The organism is Streptomyces sp. NBC_00091 (assembly GCF_026343185.1).
Lineage (GTDB): Bacteria > Actinomycetota > Actinomycetes > Streptomycetales > Streptomycetaceae > Streptomyces.
In genome coordinates, this window is the sequence record NZ_JAPEMA010000001.1 from 5,233,131 (window position 1) to 5,248,855 (window position 15,725).

Annotated in this window: 12 protein-coding genes; 6 read left to right on the forward strand and 6 right to left on the reverse strand. The window is 76.5% G+C overall.

Translation table 11 applies throughout. The annotated features are described in order from the left end of the window. Nucleotide 1: 1 nt before the first annotated feature. The gene (locus OOK34_RS24180; protein WP_267035948.1) at nucleotides 2-1,624 is read right to left on the reverse strand and encodes a hypothetical protein; all 1,623 of its coding nucleotides are present in this window, start codon (nucleotides 1,622-1,624) and stop codon (nucleotides 2-4) included. 139 nt (nucleotides 1,625-1,763) lie between these two features. Further along, nucleotides 1,764-1,958, reverse strand: a complete 195-nt coding sequence (locus tag OOK34_RS24185; RefSeq protein ID WP_007262923.1) for a hypothetical protein — start codon at nucleotides 1,956-1,958, stop codon at nucleotides 1,764-1,766. 363 nt (nucleotides 1,959-2,321) lie between these two features. On the opposite strand from OOK34_RS24185, the gene OOK34_RS24190 reads away from it, so the two are divergent. The 3 genes from OOK34_RS24190 (at nucleotide 2,322) to OOK34_RS24200 (ending at nucleotide 5,275) form a co-directional block, all read left to right on the forward strand. Further along, the gene (locus tag OOK34_RS24190; RefSeq protein WP_267035949.1) at nucleotides 2,322-2,723 is read left to right on the forward strand and encodes an ankyrin repeat domain-containing protein; all 402 of its coding nucleotides are present in this window, start codon (nucleotides 2,322-2,324) and stop codon (nucleotides 2,721-2,723) included. Between the two features lie 341 nt (nucleotides 2,724-3,064). Next, nucleotides 3,065-4,462 carry a HEAT repeat domain-containing protein gene (locus OOK34_RS24195; RefSeq protein ID WP_267035950.1) on the forward strand — a complete coding sequence of 466 codons (1,398 nt, stop codon included), beginning with the start codon at nucleotides 3,065-3,067 and terminating at the stop codon, nucleotides 4,460-4,462. A gap of 120 nt (nucleotides 4,463-4,582) precedes the next feature. Beyond that, nucleotides 4,583-5,275 (forward strand): hypothetical protein, encoded by a 693-nt coding sequence (locus OOK34_RS24200; RefSeq protein ID WP_267035951.1) that lies wholly within the window; start codon nucleotides 4,583-4,585, stop codon nucleotides 5,273-5,275. Here OOK34_RS24200 and OOK34_RS24205 read toward each other — a convergent pair. The 3 genes from OOK34_RS24205 to OOK34_RS24215 are packed head-to-tail and all read right to left on the reverse strand — an operon-like array spanning nucleotide 5,272 to nucleotide 7,525. Further along, nucleotides 5,272-6,129 carry a biotin-dependent carboxyltransferase family protein gene (locus OOK34_RS24205; RefSeq protein WP_267036888.1) on the reverse strand — a complete coding sequence of 286 codons (858 nt, stop codon included), beginning with the start codon at nucleotides 6,127-6,129 and terminating at the stop codon, nucleotides 5,272-5,274. The two genes, OOK34_RS24200 and OOK34_RS24205, sit on opposite strands and share 4 nt — an antisense overlap. A 5-nt stretch (nucleotides 6,130-6,134) precedes the next feature. Next, on the reverse strand, nucleotides 6,135-6,749 hold the full coding sequence (locus OOK34_RS24210) for an allophanate hydrolase subunit 1 (RefSeq protein WP_267035952.1): 615 nt from the start codon (nucleotides 6,747-6,749) through the stop codon (nucleotides 6,135-6,137). After that, nucleotides 6,746-7,525: a LamB/YcsF family protein gene (locus OOK34_RS24215; protein ID WP_267035953.1), complete on the reverse strand. Its 780-nt coding sequence runs from the start codon at nucleotides 7,523-7,525 to the stop codon at nucleotides 6,746-6,748. The genes OOK34_RS24210 and OOK34_RS24215 overlap by 4 nt, the downstream gene beginning before the upstream one ends. Nucleotides 7,526-7,601: 76 nt before the next feature. On the opposite strand from OOK34_RS24215, the gene OOK34_RS24220 reads away from it, so the two are divergent. From OOK34_RS24220 to OOK34_RS24230, 3 genes are all read left to right on the forward strand, one after another. Continuing rightward, entirely contained in the window at nucleotides 7,602-9,140 is a 1,539-nt protein-coding gene (locus OOK34_RS24220) for a hypothetical protein (protein ID WP_267035954.1), read from the forward strand. A gap of 412 nt (nucleotides 9,141-9,552) precedes the next feature. Next, nucleotides 9,553-10,458 (forward strand): hypothetical protein, encoded by a 906-nt coding sequence (locus OOK34_RS24225; RefSeq protein ID WP_267035955.1) that lies wholly within the window; start codon nucleotides 9,553-9,555, stop codon nucleotides 10,456-10,458. A gap of 46 nt (nucleotides 10,459-10,504) precedes the next feature. After that, the gene (locus tag OOK34_RS24230; protein ID WP_267035956.1) at nucleotides 10,505-15,211 is read left to right on the forward strand and encodes a hypothetical protein; all 4,707 of its coding nucleotides are present in this window, start codon (nucleotides 10,505-10,507) and stop codon (nucleotides 15,209-15,211) included. Nucleotides 15,212-15,250: 39 nt separating this feature from the next. Here the strand turns inward: OOK34_RS24230 and OOK34_RS24235 are convergent, their stop codons facing one another. Then, a complete protein-coding gene (locus OOK34_RS24235) occupies nucleotides 15,251-15,670 on the reverse strand; it encodes a hypothetical protein (protein WP_267035957.1) in 420 nt (139 codons plus the stop codon). Between the last annotated feature and the right edge of the window lie 55 nt (nucleotides 15,671-15,725).

The following is a 15,725-nucleotide window of genomic DNA, read 5'->3' on the forward strand; positions in this document are numbered from 1 at the left end:
TTCAGGGGGCCTCCGCCGGGACCTCCGGGATGTCCGTGGCTTCGATCGAGGAGGGCTGGGGCTGGACCTGGAGCGGCCTGGACGGGCTCGCCGGGCCCCCGCCGCCCTGGCCGGGCGCCTGCCGCTCGGGCAGCAGCTCCAGCACCGCCTGCCGGTGGGCGGGGTGCGTGGCGTCGTCGTACGGGTCCGGTGTGGCCGGCACCTGGAGGCGGTGCACGGGCCCCGTGCCCAGCCGCGCGTACCCGCGGCCCGGCGGCAGCTGCGGGGGCGGGGTGGTGTGCGGGGGCAGCCCCAGGACGTCGGCGACCTGCTGGGCCGGGGCCGGGCCGAGGACGACGCGGGCGCGGGTGTGCTGCCAGACGGGGTCGCCCAGCAGCTCCAGGTGGTCGAAATGCTCGGCGACGACCACCGTGATGTGCGCGGCGCGGCCGTGCCGCAGCGGCACCTGGAGCTGGCCCAGGGGGTCCGGGCGGCCGTCGGCGGCCGCGAGGTGCGCGAGCACGCTGGGCCGGTCCAGGAGGATCCACAGCGGGCGCCGGGCGTCCTCGGGCGCGGGGCGGCCCGCCTCACGGGCCCGGTGCGTGGCGATCAGGCGCCGCTCGGTCTCGTTCGCCGCCCACTCGACGGTGGCCAGCGCCCCGGTGGGGCCGCACTCGACGGCCAGGACGCCGGCCCGGCCGGTCAGGCAGGCGTACTCGCCGCTGCCGCCGCCCTCCACGATCATCACCTCGCCGCCGTGCCGCAGGGCCTGGAGGGCGATCGAGCGCAGCAGCGTGGAGGTGCCGCTGCCGGGCTGGCCGACGGCCAGCAGGTGCGGTTCGGCGGCGCGGGGGCCGGTCCGCCAGATCACGGGCGGTACGTCGGCCGGCTCGTCGCCCTCCATCACGGGCAGGGTGCGCTGCACGCCGCCGGGGTCGGTGAAGCCGAGGACGGTCTCGCCCGGGGAGGTCACGAAGGGCTGGGCGGCGATACCGGTGGGCAGCGCCGCCAGCACCCGCAGGTCGAGCAGGTTGCCCTCCTCGTCCCAGTCGAAGAGGTACTCCCGCCCGCGCCCGGACTTGGCGTGCAGCAGGGCCTCGATCCGGGCCCGCGAGGCGCTCTCGCCGTCGGTGAAGTAGGCCGGGTAGCGGATGCGCAGCCGGCTCACGCGGCCCGCCTCGTCGAAGGCGTAGCCGCTGAAGGCCTCCTCCCAGTCCCCGCCGTGGGCGAAGAGCGGACTGGGGTCCTCCGGGGTGGAGAAGTACGGCACGAGGGCTTCGTACAGCGAGCGGAGCCGTTCGGTCTCGGCGTCGCTGGGCCCGGACCTCGCCGGGGAGCGGTCGCGCCCGTGCCAGGCCGCGGCCGCCATGAGGGTGATCAGGGCGGCGAGGGGGCCGTAGGGGACGAGGGCGACCACGAGGACGCAGGCGGCCCCCAGGAACAGGGCGGGACCGCGCTTGTCCTTGGGGGTCGCGGCCCATCTGCGCCGCCCGGCGCCGGCCAGGACGCGCAGGCCGCGTCCGATGACGAGGAGCGGATGGAGCACGTCCGTGGCGCTGTCGGCCGCGGTGCGGGCGAGGTCGCGGCCCCTGGTGAGCGACGCGGTGCCGCTGCTGAGGATGCGGGGGAGGGGGCGCCGGGCCACGGTCGTCTCCTGGAGTCGTGGTGGTGCGGGACTGTGACGTCAGGGCCCGGGCGCTGCGGGCCTGGGCGGTGCCCAGGCGCCGGGGCGGGCCGCGGGCCCGATCCTCAGGACACCCGCTGGGGGTGTCCTGCGGACACCCTTAGAGCTTGATTCCGCCGAGGAGGCTCGCGAGGCTGGCCGTACTGGCCGTGATGCTCGGGGCGATGGCGGAGCCGGCCAGGAAGAAGCCGAACAGCGCGCAGACGAAGGCGTGCGTCAGCTTCATCCCGTCCTTCTTGAAGAACAGGAAGCAGATGATGCCGAGCAGGACGACACCTGAGATGGACAGGACCATGGGACGTTCTCCTGGTGGGTTGGGGCTCCTGGTGGGTGGGGACGGTCACCATCAGTTGTTCCAGGCTCACAGGAAGTATCAATGCGATAAAAGGTGCATACGGGTGAATCCTGGCTTTTTTCACTTGACCGGCCCCGCCTGACTGGCGCGTCCGGCGCGCAGGATGTCGGGGCGGGCGCCGACAGGCATCCTTGCCTCGGACCGGCCCCCTCATGTCCCGGGCCGGGCGCTACCCTGGCGATTCACCCGTACGGAGGCAGTGCCGTACACCCCCCTGCCCTCCCGGCCTGGCCCGATACCGGGAGGCGGTGGGACTCCCGCCGATGAGCCGGGGAACGAAGAGAGCGAAAGGCGGTACGACCCATGAGCGAGCACCAGGACGCCCCCGACGAGGACGTCATCGAACTGGCCGGCAAGATCTTCGACCTCGCCCGTCAGGGTGAGACCGCGACGCTGGCCGCCTACCTGGACGCCGGGGTCCCCGCGACCCTCACCAACGACCGCGGCGACACCCTCGTCATGCTCGCCGCCTACCACGGCCACGCCGACGCCGTCACGGCCCTGCTGGAGCACGGCGCCGAGGCGGACCGCGCCAACGACCGCGGCCAGACCCCGCTCGCCGGAGCGGTCTTCAAGGGCGAGGAGGCCGTCATCCGCGCGCTGCTCGCCGGCGGGGCCGACCCGAACGCCGGAACTCCCTCCGCCGTGGACACGGCCCGCATGTTCAACAAGGCCGACCTGCTGGAACTGTTCGGAGCCAAGTAGTCCGCTTTTTGCCGTGCCCCGCCCGGCCCGGACGGCCCCGCCACCTCACGGCTTGGTCACGGCGCCCTTAAATGTGGTCGCGGCGCACAAACCGCCTGGGTCATCATGGCGTCGGATTCGATTCGCAGACATGACGGACGGGCAGGAGCGGGCTGGACACGACGGGTGTCCACACCCACCCCTGCCGCACCGGCCGGCACGGACGCGAAGCACCGACGAGAGTGAGAAGGCAATGGTCTACATCGAGCGGAACCAGACGGCGGACGTCCTCACATGCTGTTACGCGGCTCTGTGAATCCCGATTCCCGGTCGCGTCCCCAGCTTGATTTGAGGCCATTCCCATGTTCGAACCAGTCATAGCGCCGAGCGGCACCCTGCTCGGGCTCCTCCAGCGGGGCCGCGGCGACGGCACGCTGCACGCCCTCGCGGCGTCCAGGCCCGAGGCCCTCGCGGCCCTCGACCAGTGTGTGCTCCGCGACCCGCGCCAGGACTGGCAGGTCGAGAACCGCTCCCTGTACTACGCCCGCCTGTACCTGGATCTCGACGGCCCCCTCGGCGAGATCGAGGCCCACCTCTTCAGCGCCGACGACCTCGTCGACGAGGACGACCACCGGACCGGCCTCGCCCTGTCCGTGCTGGGACACCTCGCCTCCTACGGCCGTGACGACGCGCTGATGCTGCTGCGCCGCTACGCCGCCTCCGGAGCCAACTGGGCCTGGGCCCTCGACGAGCTCGCCCTGCGCGACGACGACGGGGGGCTGCGGTCCCTCGCCGCCCCCGTGCTCGCCCGGTTCCCCGCCACCGCCGAGGGCGAGGCGCGGCTGGCCGCCGCCGTCCGCGACGCCTACGAGCCCCGGCCGTGGGCCTTGTGGGAGGGGTTGCCCGCCTACGCGGAGCGCCTGCGCGCAGCCCGCCAGCAGGGCTCCTTCGACCGCTGGCAGCGCCAGATGAACCCCAGCGGCCCCCAGCCCGGCTGGGGCGTCCAGGCCGTCTTCGACTGGGCCGCCGACGGGCTCCGCCGGGGCACCCCCCTGCACGTGCCCGCAGCGCGCTGCCTCGCCGCCGTGGCGGCCCCCGAGGACCGCTCCGCCATCCTCGCGGCCGCCGCCGGAGCCTGTGGCGAGGCCGCCCGGGCCACCGCCCTGCACCACCTGGTCCTCGCCGAACCGGAGAACCCGGCCGTCCTGGACCTCATCGAAGCCGCCGGGGACGAGCCCGCCGTGGCCGCCTACGAGCGCATGTGCGGCCCCGCCGCCGTCGACCGGGCCCGGCTCTGGGTCCACCGCCCCGACGCCCTCGGAGCGGCCGCGGCCGCCCTCCTGGCGGCACGCGGCGGGGCGGAGGACGCCGGGCTCGTCCTGGGCGCCCTGCGCTCCACCGTCCGCGGCTCGGGCCCCGACACCGTGCGGCTCTTCGCCCTGGTGGACGGAGCGGGCCGGCTCTCCATCGGCTGCGCGGCCCCGGTGCTGCGCCACATCTACCGCGAGACGGCCTCCTCGCACCTGCGCGGCCGCGCCGCGCGCGCCCTGGCCGCCACCGACCCGTCCTTCGCGGCCGGCTTCGCCGTCGAGTGCCTGTGGGACTGCGAGGAGACCACCCGCGGGGTGGCCGCCCGCCACGCGGAGACCGCCGACGCCCGCGTCGCCCCCCGGCTGCGCCGCCTGGCGGCGGACCCGGCGGAGGAGGAGGACGTCCAGTCCGCCGTCCGGAGCCGGATCGCCCCGGAGTCGGCGGTGTAGGGGCCGGGCTGTTGCGGGCCGGGGCTCCGCAGGGCCCGGGCGGGCCGCTGGGTGATCGGAGCATGTCAGAAGGTCTCCTAGACTTCGTTTTCAAGATCCAAACGAAGGACGGGGGACCTGATGACGATGCGCGAGATCCGCACGGCGGCGCGGCTCATCGGCCGGCGCAACACCCTGCGCTACCTGGCGGTGGGTGCGGGCGCGACACTGCTCGCCGCCTGCACGGGCAAGGAGAGGCCGGCCGCACAGGCCTCCGCCTCCCCCTCGGGGAGCCCCTCGAGCGCGGCCCCCACGCCCTCCGCCCCCGCGTCCTCGGCCTCCCCCACTCCCTCGGCGTCCCCGACGCCCGCCGCCACCGGAGTCGTGGGCCGCGCCTTCGCCGAGTTCGTCAAGGGCACCTGGGCGATCCGCACGACCCTCCCCGGTGGCCCCGGCGGCCGCAAGAGCGAGGGCAGGGCCACCGTGGGCCCCGACGGCACCTGGACCATCGCCTGGTCCGGCTCCGGGGGCGGGCCCGCCGGCACCTGGACCGGCCGCTGGACCCACCAGGGCGGCCGCCTGACCGTCGAGGTGGCCGACGGCCCCAAGGGGGACGGAGCGGGCACCGACGTCTCGTTCGCCCAAGAGGTCCCCGAGAGCATGCCGGACCGGGGCCCGGGGCTCACCTTCCCCTGGTACCCGCTCGGCGCCAACGACATGTTCGGCAGGCTGGAGGCCGCCTACAACGGCAAGGAACTCCGCATCCGCCACATGGACCTCTCCGGCATCATGTCCATCCACATGTGCACCCGCGTCCAGGCGGGCACGCCCTAGCTCACCCGTACGAAGCGCAGCGGGGTGCCCGGGCGGGCCTGGGCGGCCGCGTCCAGGGACGGGCCCCGGGGGACCACGCCGACCACCGGGTAGCCGCCGGTGACCGGGTGGTCGGCCAGGAACACCACCGGCAGGCCGTCCGGGGGGACCTGCACCGCGCCCAGCACCATGCCCTCGCTCGGCAGCTCACCGCCCCGGGCGCGGGCCAGCGCCGGGCCCGCCTCCGTGCGCAGGCCGATCCGGTTGGACGCCGGGGACACCCGGTACGCCGAGGACAGCAGGGCCGCCAGCGAAGCCCCCGTGAACCAGTCGGCCCGGGGGCCCGGGCGCAGCGGGAGCACCAGCTCGGCCGGCGGTCCCGGCACCCCCACGGCGTCCGCCCCGCACACCGGATCCGGCCCGGGCGCGCCCACCGCCAGCACCGACCCCGCCGACAGGACGGGCGGGCCCAGCCCCGACAGCAGGTCCGTCGAGCGGCTGCCCAGCACCGCCGGCGCGGCGAAACCGCCCCGCACCGCGACATAGCTGCGCAGCCCCGACTCCGCACGGCCCACGTCCAGCTCCGCCCCCGCCCGCAGCCACACCGGGGCACACCAGGCCGCCGGGCGCCCGGACACGCGTACCGCACAGGGCGCGCCCGTCACCGCGACCGTCACCGGGGCCAGGGCGCGCAGCCGGACCCCGTCCAGGGTGGTCTCCAGGGTGGCGGCGTCCGCCCGGTTGCCCAGCAGCCGGTTGGCCAGGGTGTGCGCCCCCGTGTCCAGCGCCCCCGACCGGGGGACGCCCAGGTGCGCGTACCCGGGGCGGCCCAGGTCCTGGAGGGTGGTCAGCGCCCCCGCCCGCAGCACCAGCAGCCCGCTCACGCCGCCTCCTCGAACCGCACCCGCACCCCGGGCGCGAACAGCGCGGCCGGCTCCCGGGCCGGGTCCCACAGCACCGCGTCGGTTGACCCGATCAGCTGCCAGCCGCCGGGGGAGGAGCGGGGGTAGACCCCGGCGTACTCGCCGGCCAGCGCCAGCGAGCCCGCGGGGACCGCCGTACGGGGCGTGGCGCGGCGGGGCAGGCGCAGGTGCTCCGGGAGCCCGGTCAGGTAGCCGAAGCCCGGCGCGAACCCGCAGAACGCCACCCGGAAGACGATGCCCCCGACCAGCCGCGGAACCTCCCGCTCCGCGACCCCCCAGGCCCGAGCCACCTCCGCCAGGTCCGGGCCGTCGTACCGCACCGGGACGGTGACCAGCGGCCCCTCGGCCTCCGCGAGCGGCGCCACCTCCCAGCGCGCGATCCGCGCCGCCAGCGCGCCCGGCTCCCGTACGCCGTCCAGCAGCACGGTCCGCGCGGCCGGCACGACCTCCCGTACGCCGCCCAGCTCGCCCGCCTCCCGCCGGCGCAGCAGCTCGGCGTGGAGCGCGGCCACCTCTCCGGCGGAGTCCACCTCGATCAGCAGGGCCTCGGCGCCCACCAGGAGGGTCCTCACGCGAAGGCCTCCACCCGCACCCCGGCCCCGGCCAGCGCCTCCCGCACCCGCCGGGCCAGCCCCGCCGCCCCCGGGGTGTCCCCGTGCAGGCACAGCGAGCGGGCCGGCACCGCCACCGGGGACCCGTCGGCGGCCGTCACCGTCCCCTCGGCGGCCATCCGTACGGCCCGCGCGACCACCGCGTCCGGATCGTGCAGCACCGCGCCCGGCTCCCCGCGCGGGACCAGCGTGCCCAGCGCCGTGTAGGCCCGGTCGGCGAAGGCCTCCGGCACGGCCCGGAGCCCGGCGTCCCCGGCGGCGGCCAGCAGCAGCGATCCGGGCAGGCCCAGCACCGGCAGCCCGGCGTCCCCGGCGGCCAGCCGGACCCCGGCCACCACCGCGGCGGCCTGGTCCGCGTCGTGCACCGTGCGGTTGTAGAGCGCGCCGTGCGGTTTCACGTACGACACCCGGGATCCGGCCGCCCGGGCGAACACCTCCAGCGCCCCGATCTGGTAGGCCACCTCGGCCGCCAGTTCCCCCGGCGGCACGTCCATCGACCGCCGCCCGAAGCCGGCCAGGTCCCGGTAGGAGACCTGCGCGCCGATCCGTACGCCCCGCTCGGCGGCCAGCTCGCAGACCCGGCGCATGATCGACGGGTCGCCCGCGTGGAAGCCGCAGGCCACGTTGGCACTGGTGACCACGGACAGCAGGGCCGCGTCGTCGGTCAGGGTCCAGCGTCCGAAGCCCTCGCCCAGGTCGGCGTTGAGGTCGATCAGAGGTGTGATCATGGAAGCCATGCGGTGAGCGTAGAACAGCGGCCGCGCCGCGCCACCCGCCACCGGGGACCGATCCGGCCGAACCGTGCCGTTTGGGATGTTGTCCGTGTCACCGCCTACTCTTTCCGTCGTGACTCTCCCAGCCCCGGCGAAATCCCTTCCGTCCCCGGCGCCGGGCCCCGCCGCCGACGAGGGCCTCGCCCGGCGGCTGCGCGCCCTCGCCTGCACCGCCCCGCTGCACGACCTCGACGTACGCAAGGCCAATCTGGCCGGCGAGTACGGGGTCTACGCGATGGCGGAGGTCGCGCTGTCCGCGATCGACCTGGTCACCCTCAACATGGACTTCGACACTGGCGCCGACCACGAGCAGATAGTCGCCCGCCTGCTGCCGCGCGTCGCCGCCCAGGCCCCCGCCCGGCCGGCCGCCGAGCACGAGCGGGTCGCCCGCTGGGTGCTGGAGAACCTGATCAACGTCGGCAGCGTGGACCGCGGTTTCCGCGCGATCTACGGCACCTTCGGCCCCGACGGGGTGTACGTCCGCAGGGACTACGACTTCAAGCTGATCGAGGAGGTGCCCGGCCACGGCGGCGCGGTGTACCTGCGGACCACCGACGAGGCGGTGAACGTCCTGGTCGGCGCCCTCGACACGGACGTCACCAGCGCGCAGATCGCCGCCGAGGTCAAGCTCGAGGTGCTGATCAGCCGGGGCCGGCTGGCCGACGCCCAGCTCGCCGCCGAGCAGGCCCGCTACCGCACCGTCCAGTACGCCGAGACCCTGCGCCGAACGCTGGACGCGACCCGGCGCAACGTGCGGGCGGTGGACTGGCTCCAGGCCGTCCCCGACATGATCGCCGAGGCCCTCGACCACGTCGCCGACCGGTACCGGCACGAGAACGCGATCCTGACCAACATCCGCAAGGCCCGCGACGAGGCCGAGGACCCGGACAACAAGCGGCGCGCCGCCGAACTGGTCGACATCGTCAAGGACTGCATCCGCCGGCACACCCAGCTCCAGTCGCGGCTCCTGGACGCCGGCCCGCTGTTCCGCGCCGAGCAGGACCGCCAGGCCTTCGCCGCGCCCGCCCCGCGCTCCGGGATCGACCTGTACGGCCAGCTCGTCGCGCCCCTGCTGCCGCTGCCGCTGGAGCAGGCCACCCGGGTCACCGACGCCTTCTTCGCCGGGGGCACCGGCCTGCGCACCCCCGTCTCGGTGCGGGTCGCGGACCTGGTGGAGATCCTGCTCACCCCGCCGCTGGAGCGCGAGCACCTGGGCGTGGAGATGCCCGAGCCGGACCTCATCGCCACCCCGGACGACAGCCGCTTCAGCGAGGAGCAGCTCGCCACGGCGACCCAGCTCCTGGACCTGCCGCACGACGCCCCGCGCCGGCTGTCCGGCCTCCTCGCCGAGGCCCGCCGCGAAGACCCCGAGCTGCCCTACCTGGTGGCCCTGCTGGCCGTCCACGCGGCGAGCCCGGCGGTGGGCACGGCGTACCGCCAGGGCGAGGAGCGGCTGCTGTTCGCGGTGGACGACGGCACCCGGCTCGACGACCCGGAGTTCGGCGGCGCCGACCTGATCGTCGGCACCGCCCTCCTGGACGCGGCGGGCATGGCGGCCGACCGCGCGGAGGCCTCGTGACCTCGCCCGCTCCCACCCCGGCGACACCGGGCGCGCCCCGGGCCGCCGGTGCCACGCACCCGGCCGGCCCTACGTCCCCGGCCGCAGCCGGCGTGCCTGGGGCCGGACCGACGTCCCCGGCCGGACCGACGTCCCCGGCCGGCCCCCCGCCCCCGGCCGCCGCCGGGCTCCCGGCCGGTCCGGCACCGGACGGTGCCAGGCCAGGTCCCGTCTGCCCCGGGCGCGGCCCTGCGCCCGCCCCCACCCCGGGGCCGCCCCGCGCCGTACCGGCCGCCGCTGCCACCGGGCCGGAGGCCGGCCCCGCGCAGGGGCCGGGGGCGCGGGGGCTCGCCCCCGCATTCGGGAAGGGGCGGGGTGGGGGAGAGAACCCGCCCGCCGCACACACCACCGCACACCATGAGAGGCGACACCCGTGAGCGACCACCACGCCGAGCACCCCGCGTGGAGCGAGCCCGACGCGCCGTCGGCTCCCGTCGCGCCCACGCCGGGAACCGGCGCCGTCACCCCGGCCGACGCCGCCGACGCGGCCCGGCTCGTCGGCTTCGGGCTCCAGCCCAAGCTGCTCCCCGCCCGCGACGCCGAGTACGCCGAGCTGCTGCGCCGCTACCGCGAGGACCCCGCCTTCGGGCGGCTCGCCGACGCCGTCGCCACCGGCCTCGGGCTCATCGTCCTGGAGGTGTCCCCGCGCGCCGGCATGGCCGTCGCCGCCGGCGAGGACTCCGTCTTCGCCGTCCGCATGGGCGACTACGCCCGCCGTACCTCCGCCGACGGCGGCGACCGCTTCCTGCACGGCCTCGCCCACCTGGCCGTCGCCGCCCTCGCCTTCCCGCGCCCCGAGGACCTCGCCGACGACGGCTACATCGGCCGCGTCACCGTCAACGGCGTCGACGCCTTCGTCCGCCAGACCTGCCGCCGCCTGGAGGAGCGCGCCGAGCAGCTCGGCGAGAACACCGACCCCGCCTCCGACGCCCCCGGCCTGGAAGCCGCCTGGCGGGTCTACGCCCGCCGCAGCGCGACCGGCGCCACCAAGGACGCCCGCCGCCTGGCCGGCTCCACCACCGGCATCGTCGGCAAGGCCGCCGCCTTCCTCACCGAGTCCGGGTTCCTCCAGCGCACCGGCGACGAAGCCGGCGGCACCTACCGCACCACCCCCCGCTACCAGCTCCAGGTCCGCGACATGGCGGGCACCGCGGCCATGGCCGAACTCCTGGAACTCGGCGTGGTCCCCGTCAGCGACGGCTCCGCCACCCTGCTGCCGCCGCCCGAGGGCGACGACCTGGAACTCGCGGCCGATGCCGGCCTGCCGTTCCACGCCTGAGTCCTGATCCCCGTACGACCTACGAAGAGCACGAGAGTCCGCCGCCATGTACGAGCTGTCCCGGATCCGCCTCTACTCCATCGGGCCCGCCGGCGCACGCTACGCCGACACCGTGCTCGACCTGCGCGGAGTCGGTGAGCCGGTGCCCCATCCGGCGCCCGCCCAGGCGGAGTTCTTCGAGGAGGAGCCCACCGGCCCGCCGCGCCGCCCCGCGCCCGCGGGCGTGCTGTTCCTCGAGAACGGCGGCGGCAAGTCCGTCCTGCTCAAGCTGATCTTCTCGGTGATGCTCCCCGGCCACCGCAACACCCTGGGCGGCGCCAGCTCCGGCGTCCTGCGCAAGTTCCTGCTCGCCGACGACTGCGGCCACGTCGCCCTCGAATGGCAGCACACCCAGACCGGCGAGTGCGTGGTCGTCGGCAAGGTCAGCGAATGGCGCGGCCGCCAGGTCTCCAACGACCCCCGCAAGTTCGCCGAGGCCTGGTACTCCTTCCGCCCCGGCCCGGGCCTGAGCCTCGACAACCTCCCCGTCGCCGAAGCCACCTCCGTCCGCCCGCCCGTCGAGGGCGCCTCCGGCGCCCAGGGCCGCCGCCGCACCATGAAGGGCTTCCGCGACGCCCTCACCGAGGCCGGCAAGGCGTACCCGCACCTGGAGGTGTACTGGGAGGAGATCCACGACCGCTGGAACGAGCACCTCACCGAGGTCGGCCTCGACCCCGAACTCTTCCGCTACCAGCGCGAGATGAACGCCGACGAGGGCGAGGCCGCCGGCCTCTTCGCGGTCAAGAAGGACTCCGACTTCACCGACCTCCTGCTGCGCGCCGTCACCGACACCCGCGACACCGACGGCCTCGCCGACCTGGTCCACGGCTTCGGCAACAAACTCGGCCGCCGCGCCGAGCTGATGGCCGAACGCGAGTTCACCGCGGGCTCGGTGGACCTGCTCACCCGGATCGTGGAGGCCGCCGGGACCCGCTCCCGGCTGCGCGACGTCCACGCCGGCGCCGAGCGCCGCACCCGCACCCTCGCCCGGCGGCTGTCCGCCCGCGCCACCGGGGAACGCGGCCGCGCCGCCGACCTCGCTCAGCGGGTCACCGGCGCCGCCCACGAGGTCACCGCCGCCGAGTCCCAGCGGGCCCGCAGCGCCGCCGTCTCCGCCGAACTGGCCTACCGGCACGCCTCGCTGGCCCTGACCGTCGCCGACAAGGCCGCCGCCGCCCAGCGCCGCGAACTCCTCGAGGCCCGCACCCTGCACGCCGCCTGGCAGGCCGCCGAAACCGTCCTGCGCCACCGCGCCGCCGCCGACCGCTCCGCCCGCGTCGCCGCCGCGATCCTCGAGGCCGAGCGCGACGCCGCCCCGGCCCTGGCCGCCCGCGCCACCGCCGCCGCCGACCTCGTACGGGCCCTGCACGCGGCCGCCGAGGACGGAGAGCGGGTCGCCAACGAGGAGGAGGAGCGTTCCGCCGAACTCCAGTCCGTCGGCGAGAGCGCCCACCGCGACGCCACCTCCGCCGCCACCTCCGCCCAGCGTGCCCGCAGCGAGGCCGAGCACCTGCGCGCCCGCCTCGCCGAGGTCGAGCAGGAGACCGCCGACGCCGTCCGGGCCGGCTGGCTCGACGACACCGCGCCCGACGCCGACCCGGCCCGCGCCGCGCTCGCCGCCAGCGACGCCGAGAAGGCCACCGTGGCCGCCTGGGACGAGTCCCGCGAGGCCGCCCGCAGCGCCACCGAGGCCGCCCGCGAGGCCGCCTCCGCCGAATCCCGCGCCGAACTCACCGCCGCCCGCGCCGCCGACGCCGCCGACGCCGCCGAGGCCGCCCACGCGGCGGAGCACCGCGCGGCCGAAGCCCTGGCCGCCGCGCCCCGGCTCGCCGAGCTCCTGGGCCTCCCGTCGGCCCCCGACACCTTCCTTCCGCGCCCGCGGGCCGGCCAGGCCGCCGAATCCGCCGCACCGGCGGGCCACACCGCCGCCGGGGCCGTCCCCGCAGCGGGCGGCGGCACCGGCCCCGCCGCCCCGGACCACCCCGCGACCGCCGGGGGCCTGACCGCCGACGACCTCGACCGCAACGCCGACGGCCTCCGCGAGCTGCTGGCCGACACCGTCGGCTCGGCCGAACGCCACCTGTTCGAGCTGCGCACCGCCGCCGCCGACGACGCCCGCATCCTCGGCGCCCTCGGCGACGGCGGACTGCTCCCGCCCGGCCCCGACGTCCTCGCCACCGTCGAGTACCTCGGCGAGCACGGCATCCCCGCCCTGCCCGGTTGGCGCTACCTCGCCCAGTCCGTGGACCCCGCCGACCACGCCGCCGTCCTCGCCGCCCGCCCCGAACTCGTCGACGGCGTCGTCATCACCGACCCCGACACCCACACCCGGGCCCGCGAGGTCCTCTCCGGGGCAGCCCTGCTGCCCCGCTCCACCGTCGCCGTCGGCACGGCCGCCGCCCTGCTGGCGCCCGTACCTCCGGCCGACGGCTCCGACGCGGTCTTCCTCGTACCGCCGAACCCGGCCATGCACGACGAGCACGCCGCCGACGAGGAGCGCCAGGCGCTGCGCGCCCGGGCCACCGCCCGCGACACCGAGATCCGCGACCTCGCCGCCCGCCTCTCCGGCGACCGCGAGCTCGCCGCCCGGCTCGCCTCCTGGCGCAATGGCTGCCCGCCCGGCCGCCTCGCCGAACTCGCCCGCCAGGCCGCCGCCGCCCGAGCCTTCGCCGAGGAGACCGACGCCGAGCTCGCGGAGGCCCGTACCGTACGCGCCGAGGCCGACGAGGCCGCCGCCGACGCGGCCCGCGTCCGCGACGAGCGCCAGGACGCCGCCCAGCGCGCCCGCCGGGCCGCCGACGCCCTCGCCGGGCTCGCCCACCGCCTGCGCGAACGCTCCGGCTGGCAGGCCCGCGTCCGCGAACTCGCCGAGGAGACCGCCGAGTCCGAGGCCCGAGCCGAGGTCTGCCTGGACCGCGCCCGCGCCGCCGACGAGGACCGCCGCGCCGCCCAGCGCGCCGCCGACGACGCCCGCCGCACCGCCCGCGCCCTGCGCGCCGAACGCGCCGAGATCGCCGGAGCCCCCGACCCCCTCCCCGAGGACGACGGCACGGCCAAGGCCCCGCTGCCGGACCTCCGCGAGTCCTACCGCGCCGCCTCCCGGCTCTACGAGAAGGTCGGCGTCGGCGCCGACCTGCGCGCCGAACAGGCCCGCGCCGAGAGCGACGAGAGCGCCGCCCTCGCCGAACTCGACCGGCTCACCAACAAGGTCCGCACCCGCGCCGCCCAGCTCCTCGAGGGCACCGACGGCGCCGACGGACCCTCCCGGCAGGCCGCCGCCGCCCGCGCCGAGGCCCTCGTACAGATGCTGGAAACCCGCGCCTCCACCGCGAGCGAACAGCTCGGCCGGCTGCGCGGCGAGGCCGAACGGCACGCCCCCGCCGAGGGCGAGGCGCACACCGAGCTGCCCGAGGAGCTGGTCCCGGCCGACGTCGAACAGGCCCAGGGCCTGCTGCGCACCGCCACCGCCCAGCTCGCCGCGCACTCCGCCGCCGTGGAGTCCGCCCGCGCCGCCCACGCCGACCTGCTGCGCGCCCACCGCGCCGCCGAGGACGGCGCCGGCGGCTTCGACGAGACCGCCGCCCTCCTGCGGGACCTGCTGCGCGAACCCACCCACCCGGAGGACGAGCAGGAGCCGGTCGCCCACCCCGGCAGCCTGGAGGAGGCCCGGCAGTCCGCAACCGAGGCCCGCCGCTCCCTGCGCGCCTGCGCCGCCGACCTCTCCGCCGCCGAGTCCGCGGTGCGCGAGGCGAGCGACGTCCTGGTCCGCCACGCCAACGCCAACCGCTACGAGCAGGTACGCACCCCCGCGCGCCAGCAGATCCGCGAACTGCCCGCCTCCGCCCTGCCCGAGCACGCCGCCGCCTGGGCCACCGCCTTCGCCCCCCGGCTGCGCGTCCTCACCGACGAACTCGCGCAGCTCGAGCGCAACCGCGACAGCATCGTCGACCGGCTGCGCGGCCTCGTGGAGTCCGCCCTGGCCACGCTCCGCTCCGCCCAGCGCCTCTCCCAGCTGCCGGAGGGCCTCGGCGAATGGTCGGGCCAGGAGTTCCTGCGGATCCGCTTCGAGGAACCGGACCAGGCCACCCTCACCGAGCGGCTCGGCGAGGTCATCGACGAGGCCACCCGCGCGGCCGTGAAGAAGAACAGCGCCGCCTCCTTCGGCGAGGGCCGCCGCGACGGCATGTCCCTGCTCCTGCGGGGCGTCCAGGCCGCCCTCGAGCCCAAGGGCATCTCCGTCGAGATCCTCAAGCCCGACGCCGTGCTGCGCGCCGAGCGGGTCCCCGTCGGCCAGATGGGCGATGTCTTCTCCGGCGGCCAGCTGCTCACCGCCGCCATCGCCCTCTACTGCACGATGGCCGCGCTGCGCAGCAACGACCGGGGCCGCGACAAGCACCGCCACGCGGGCACGCTGTTCCTCGACAACCCGATCGGGCGCGCGAACGCCACGTACCTGCTGGAGCTCCAGCGGGCCGTCTCCGACGCCCTCGGCGTCCAGCTGCTCTACACGACCGGCCTCTTCGACACCACGGCCCTCGCAGAGTTCCCGCTGGTCATCCGGCTGCGCAACGACGCCGACCTGCGCGCGGGCCTGAAGTACATCAGCGTCGAGGAACACCTGCGCCCGGGCCTGCCCCAGCAGTCCCCGGAGGGCGAGGCGATCCACGGCGAGATCACCGCGACCCGCATGTTCCGCCGCGCCGGCGTTTCCTGACGCGCCCCTCGCACGGCTCGGGCCCTGGCGGGCCGCCGGTCAGCGCGCCGTACGGCGGCTGGCCGGCACGCCCCCGGCCAGGGGAGGGGCCGTGAGGCGGCCCTCGTTGCCCGGTATCCGTCCCGGCCAGGGGTCCCGGGCCGCGCTGCTCGGCCCGGACAGGACCCCGTGCCGCTGGTTCCACATCTGCCGGGTGATCCACACGTCCAGCACCGCCCACGTGGCCACCACCGTCCCCGCTATCCCGACGAGCACCATCGGGAACGCCAGCCAGAACCCGGTCAGCGCGAGGAAGAAGGTGATCGTGGCCTCGGTCAGGGTCACCGCCACGATCAGCACCGCCCGCACCGCCGACGCCCGCACCGGATCCGGCATGCGCCGCCGCCTGGCGGGCTCCTCCACCCACAGCCCCCGCCCCGGAGCCTCGGCCGCCGAGCCGTCCTCTTGGTACATCCTCATGGTCCGCTCACTTCCCACCCCGCGGCCCGCCAAGCCCGCGCCCGACGCCCCGCAC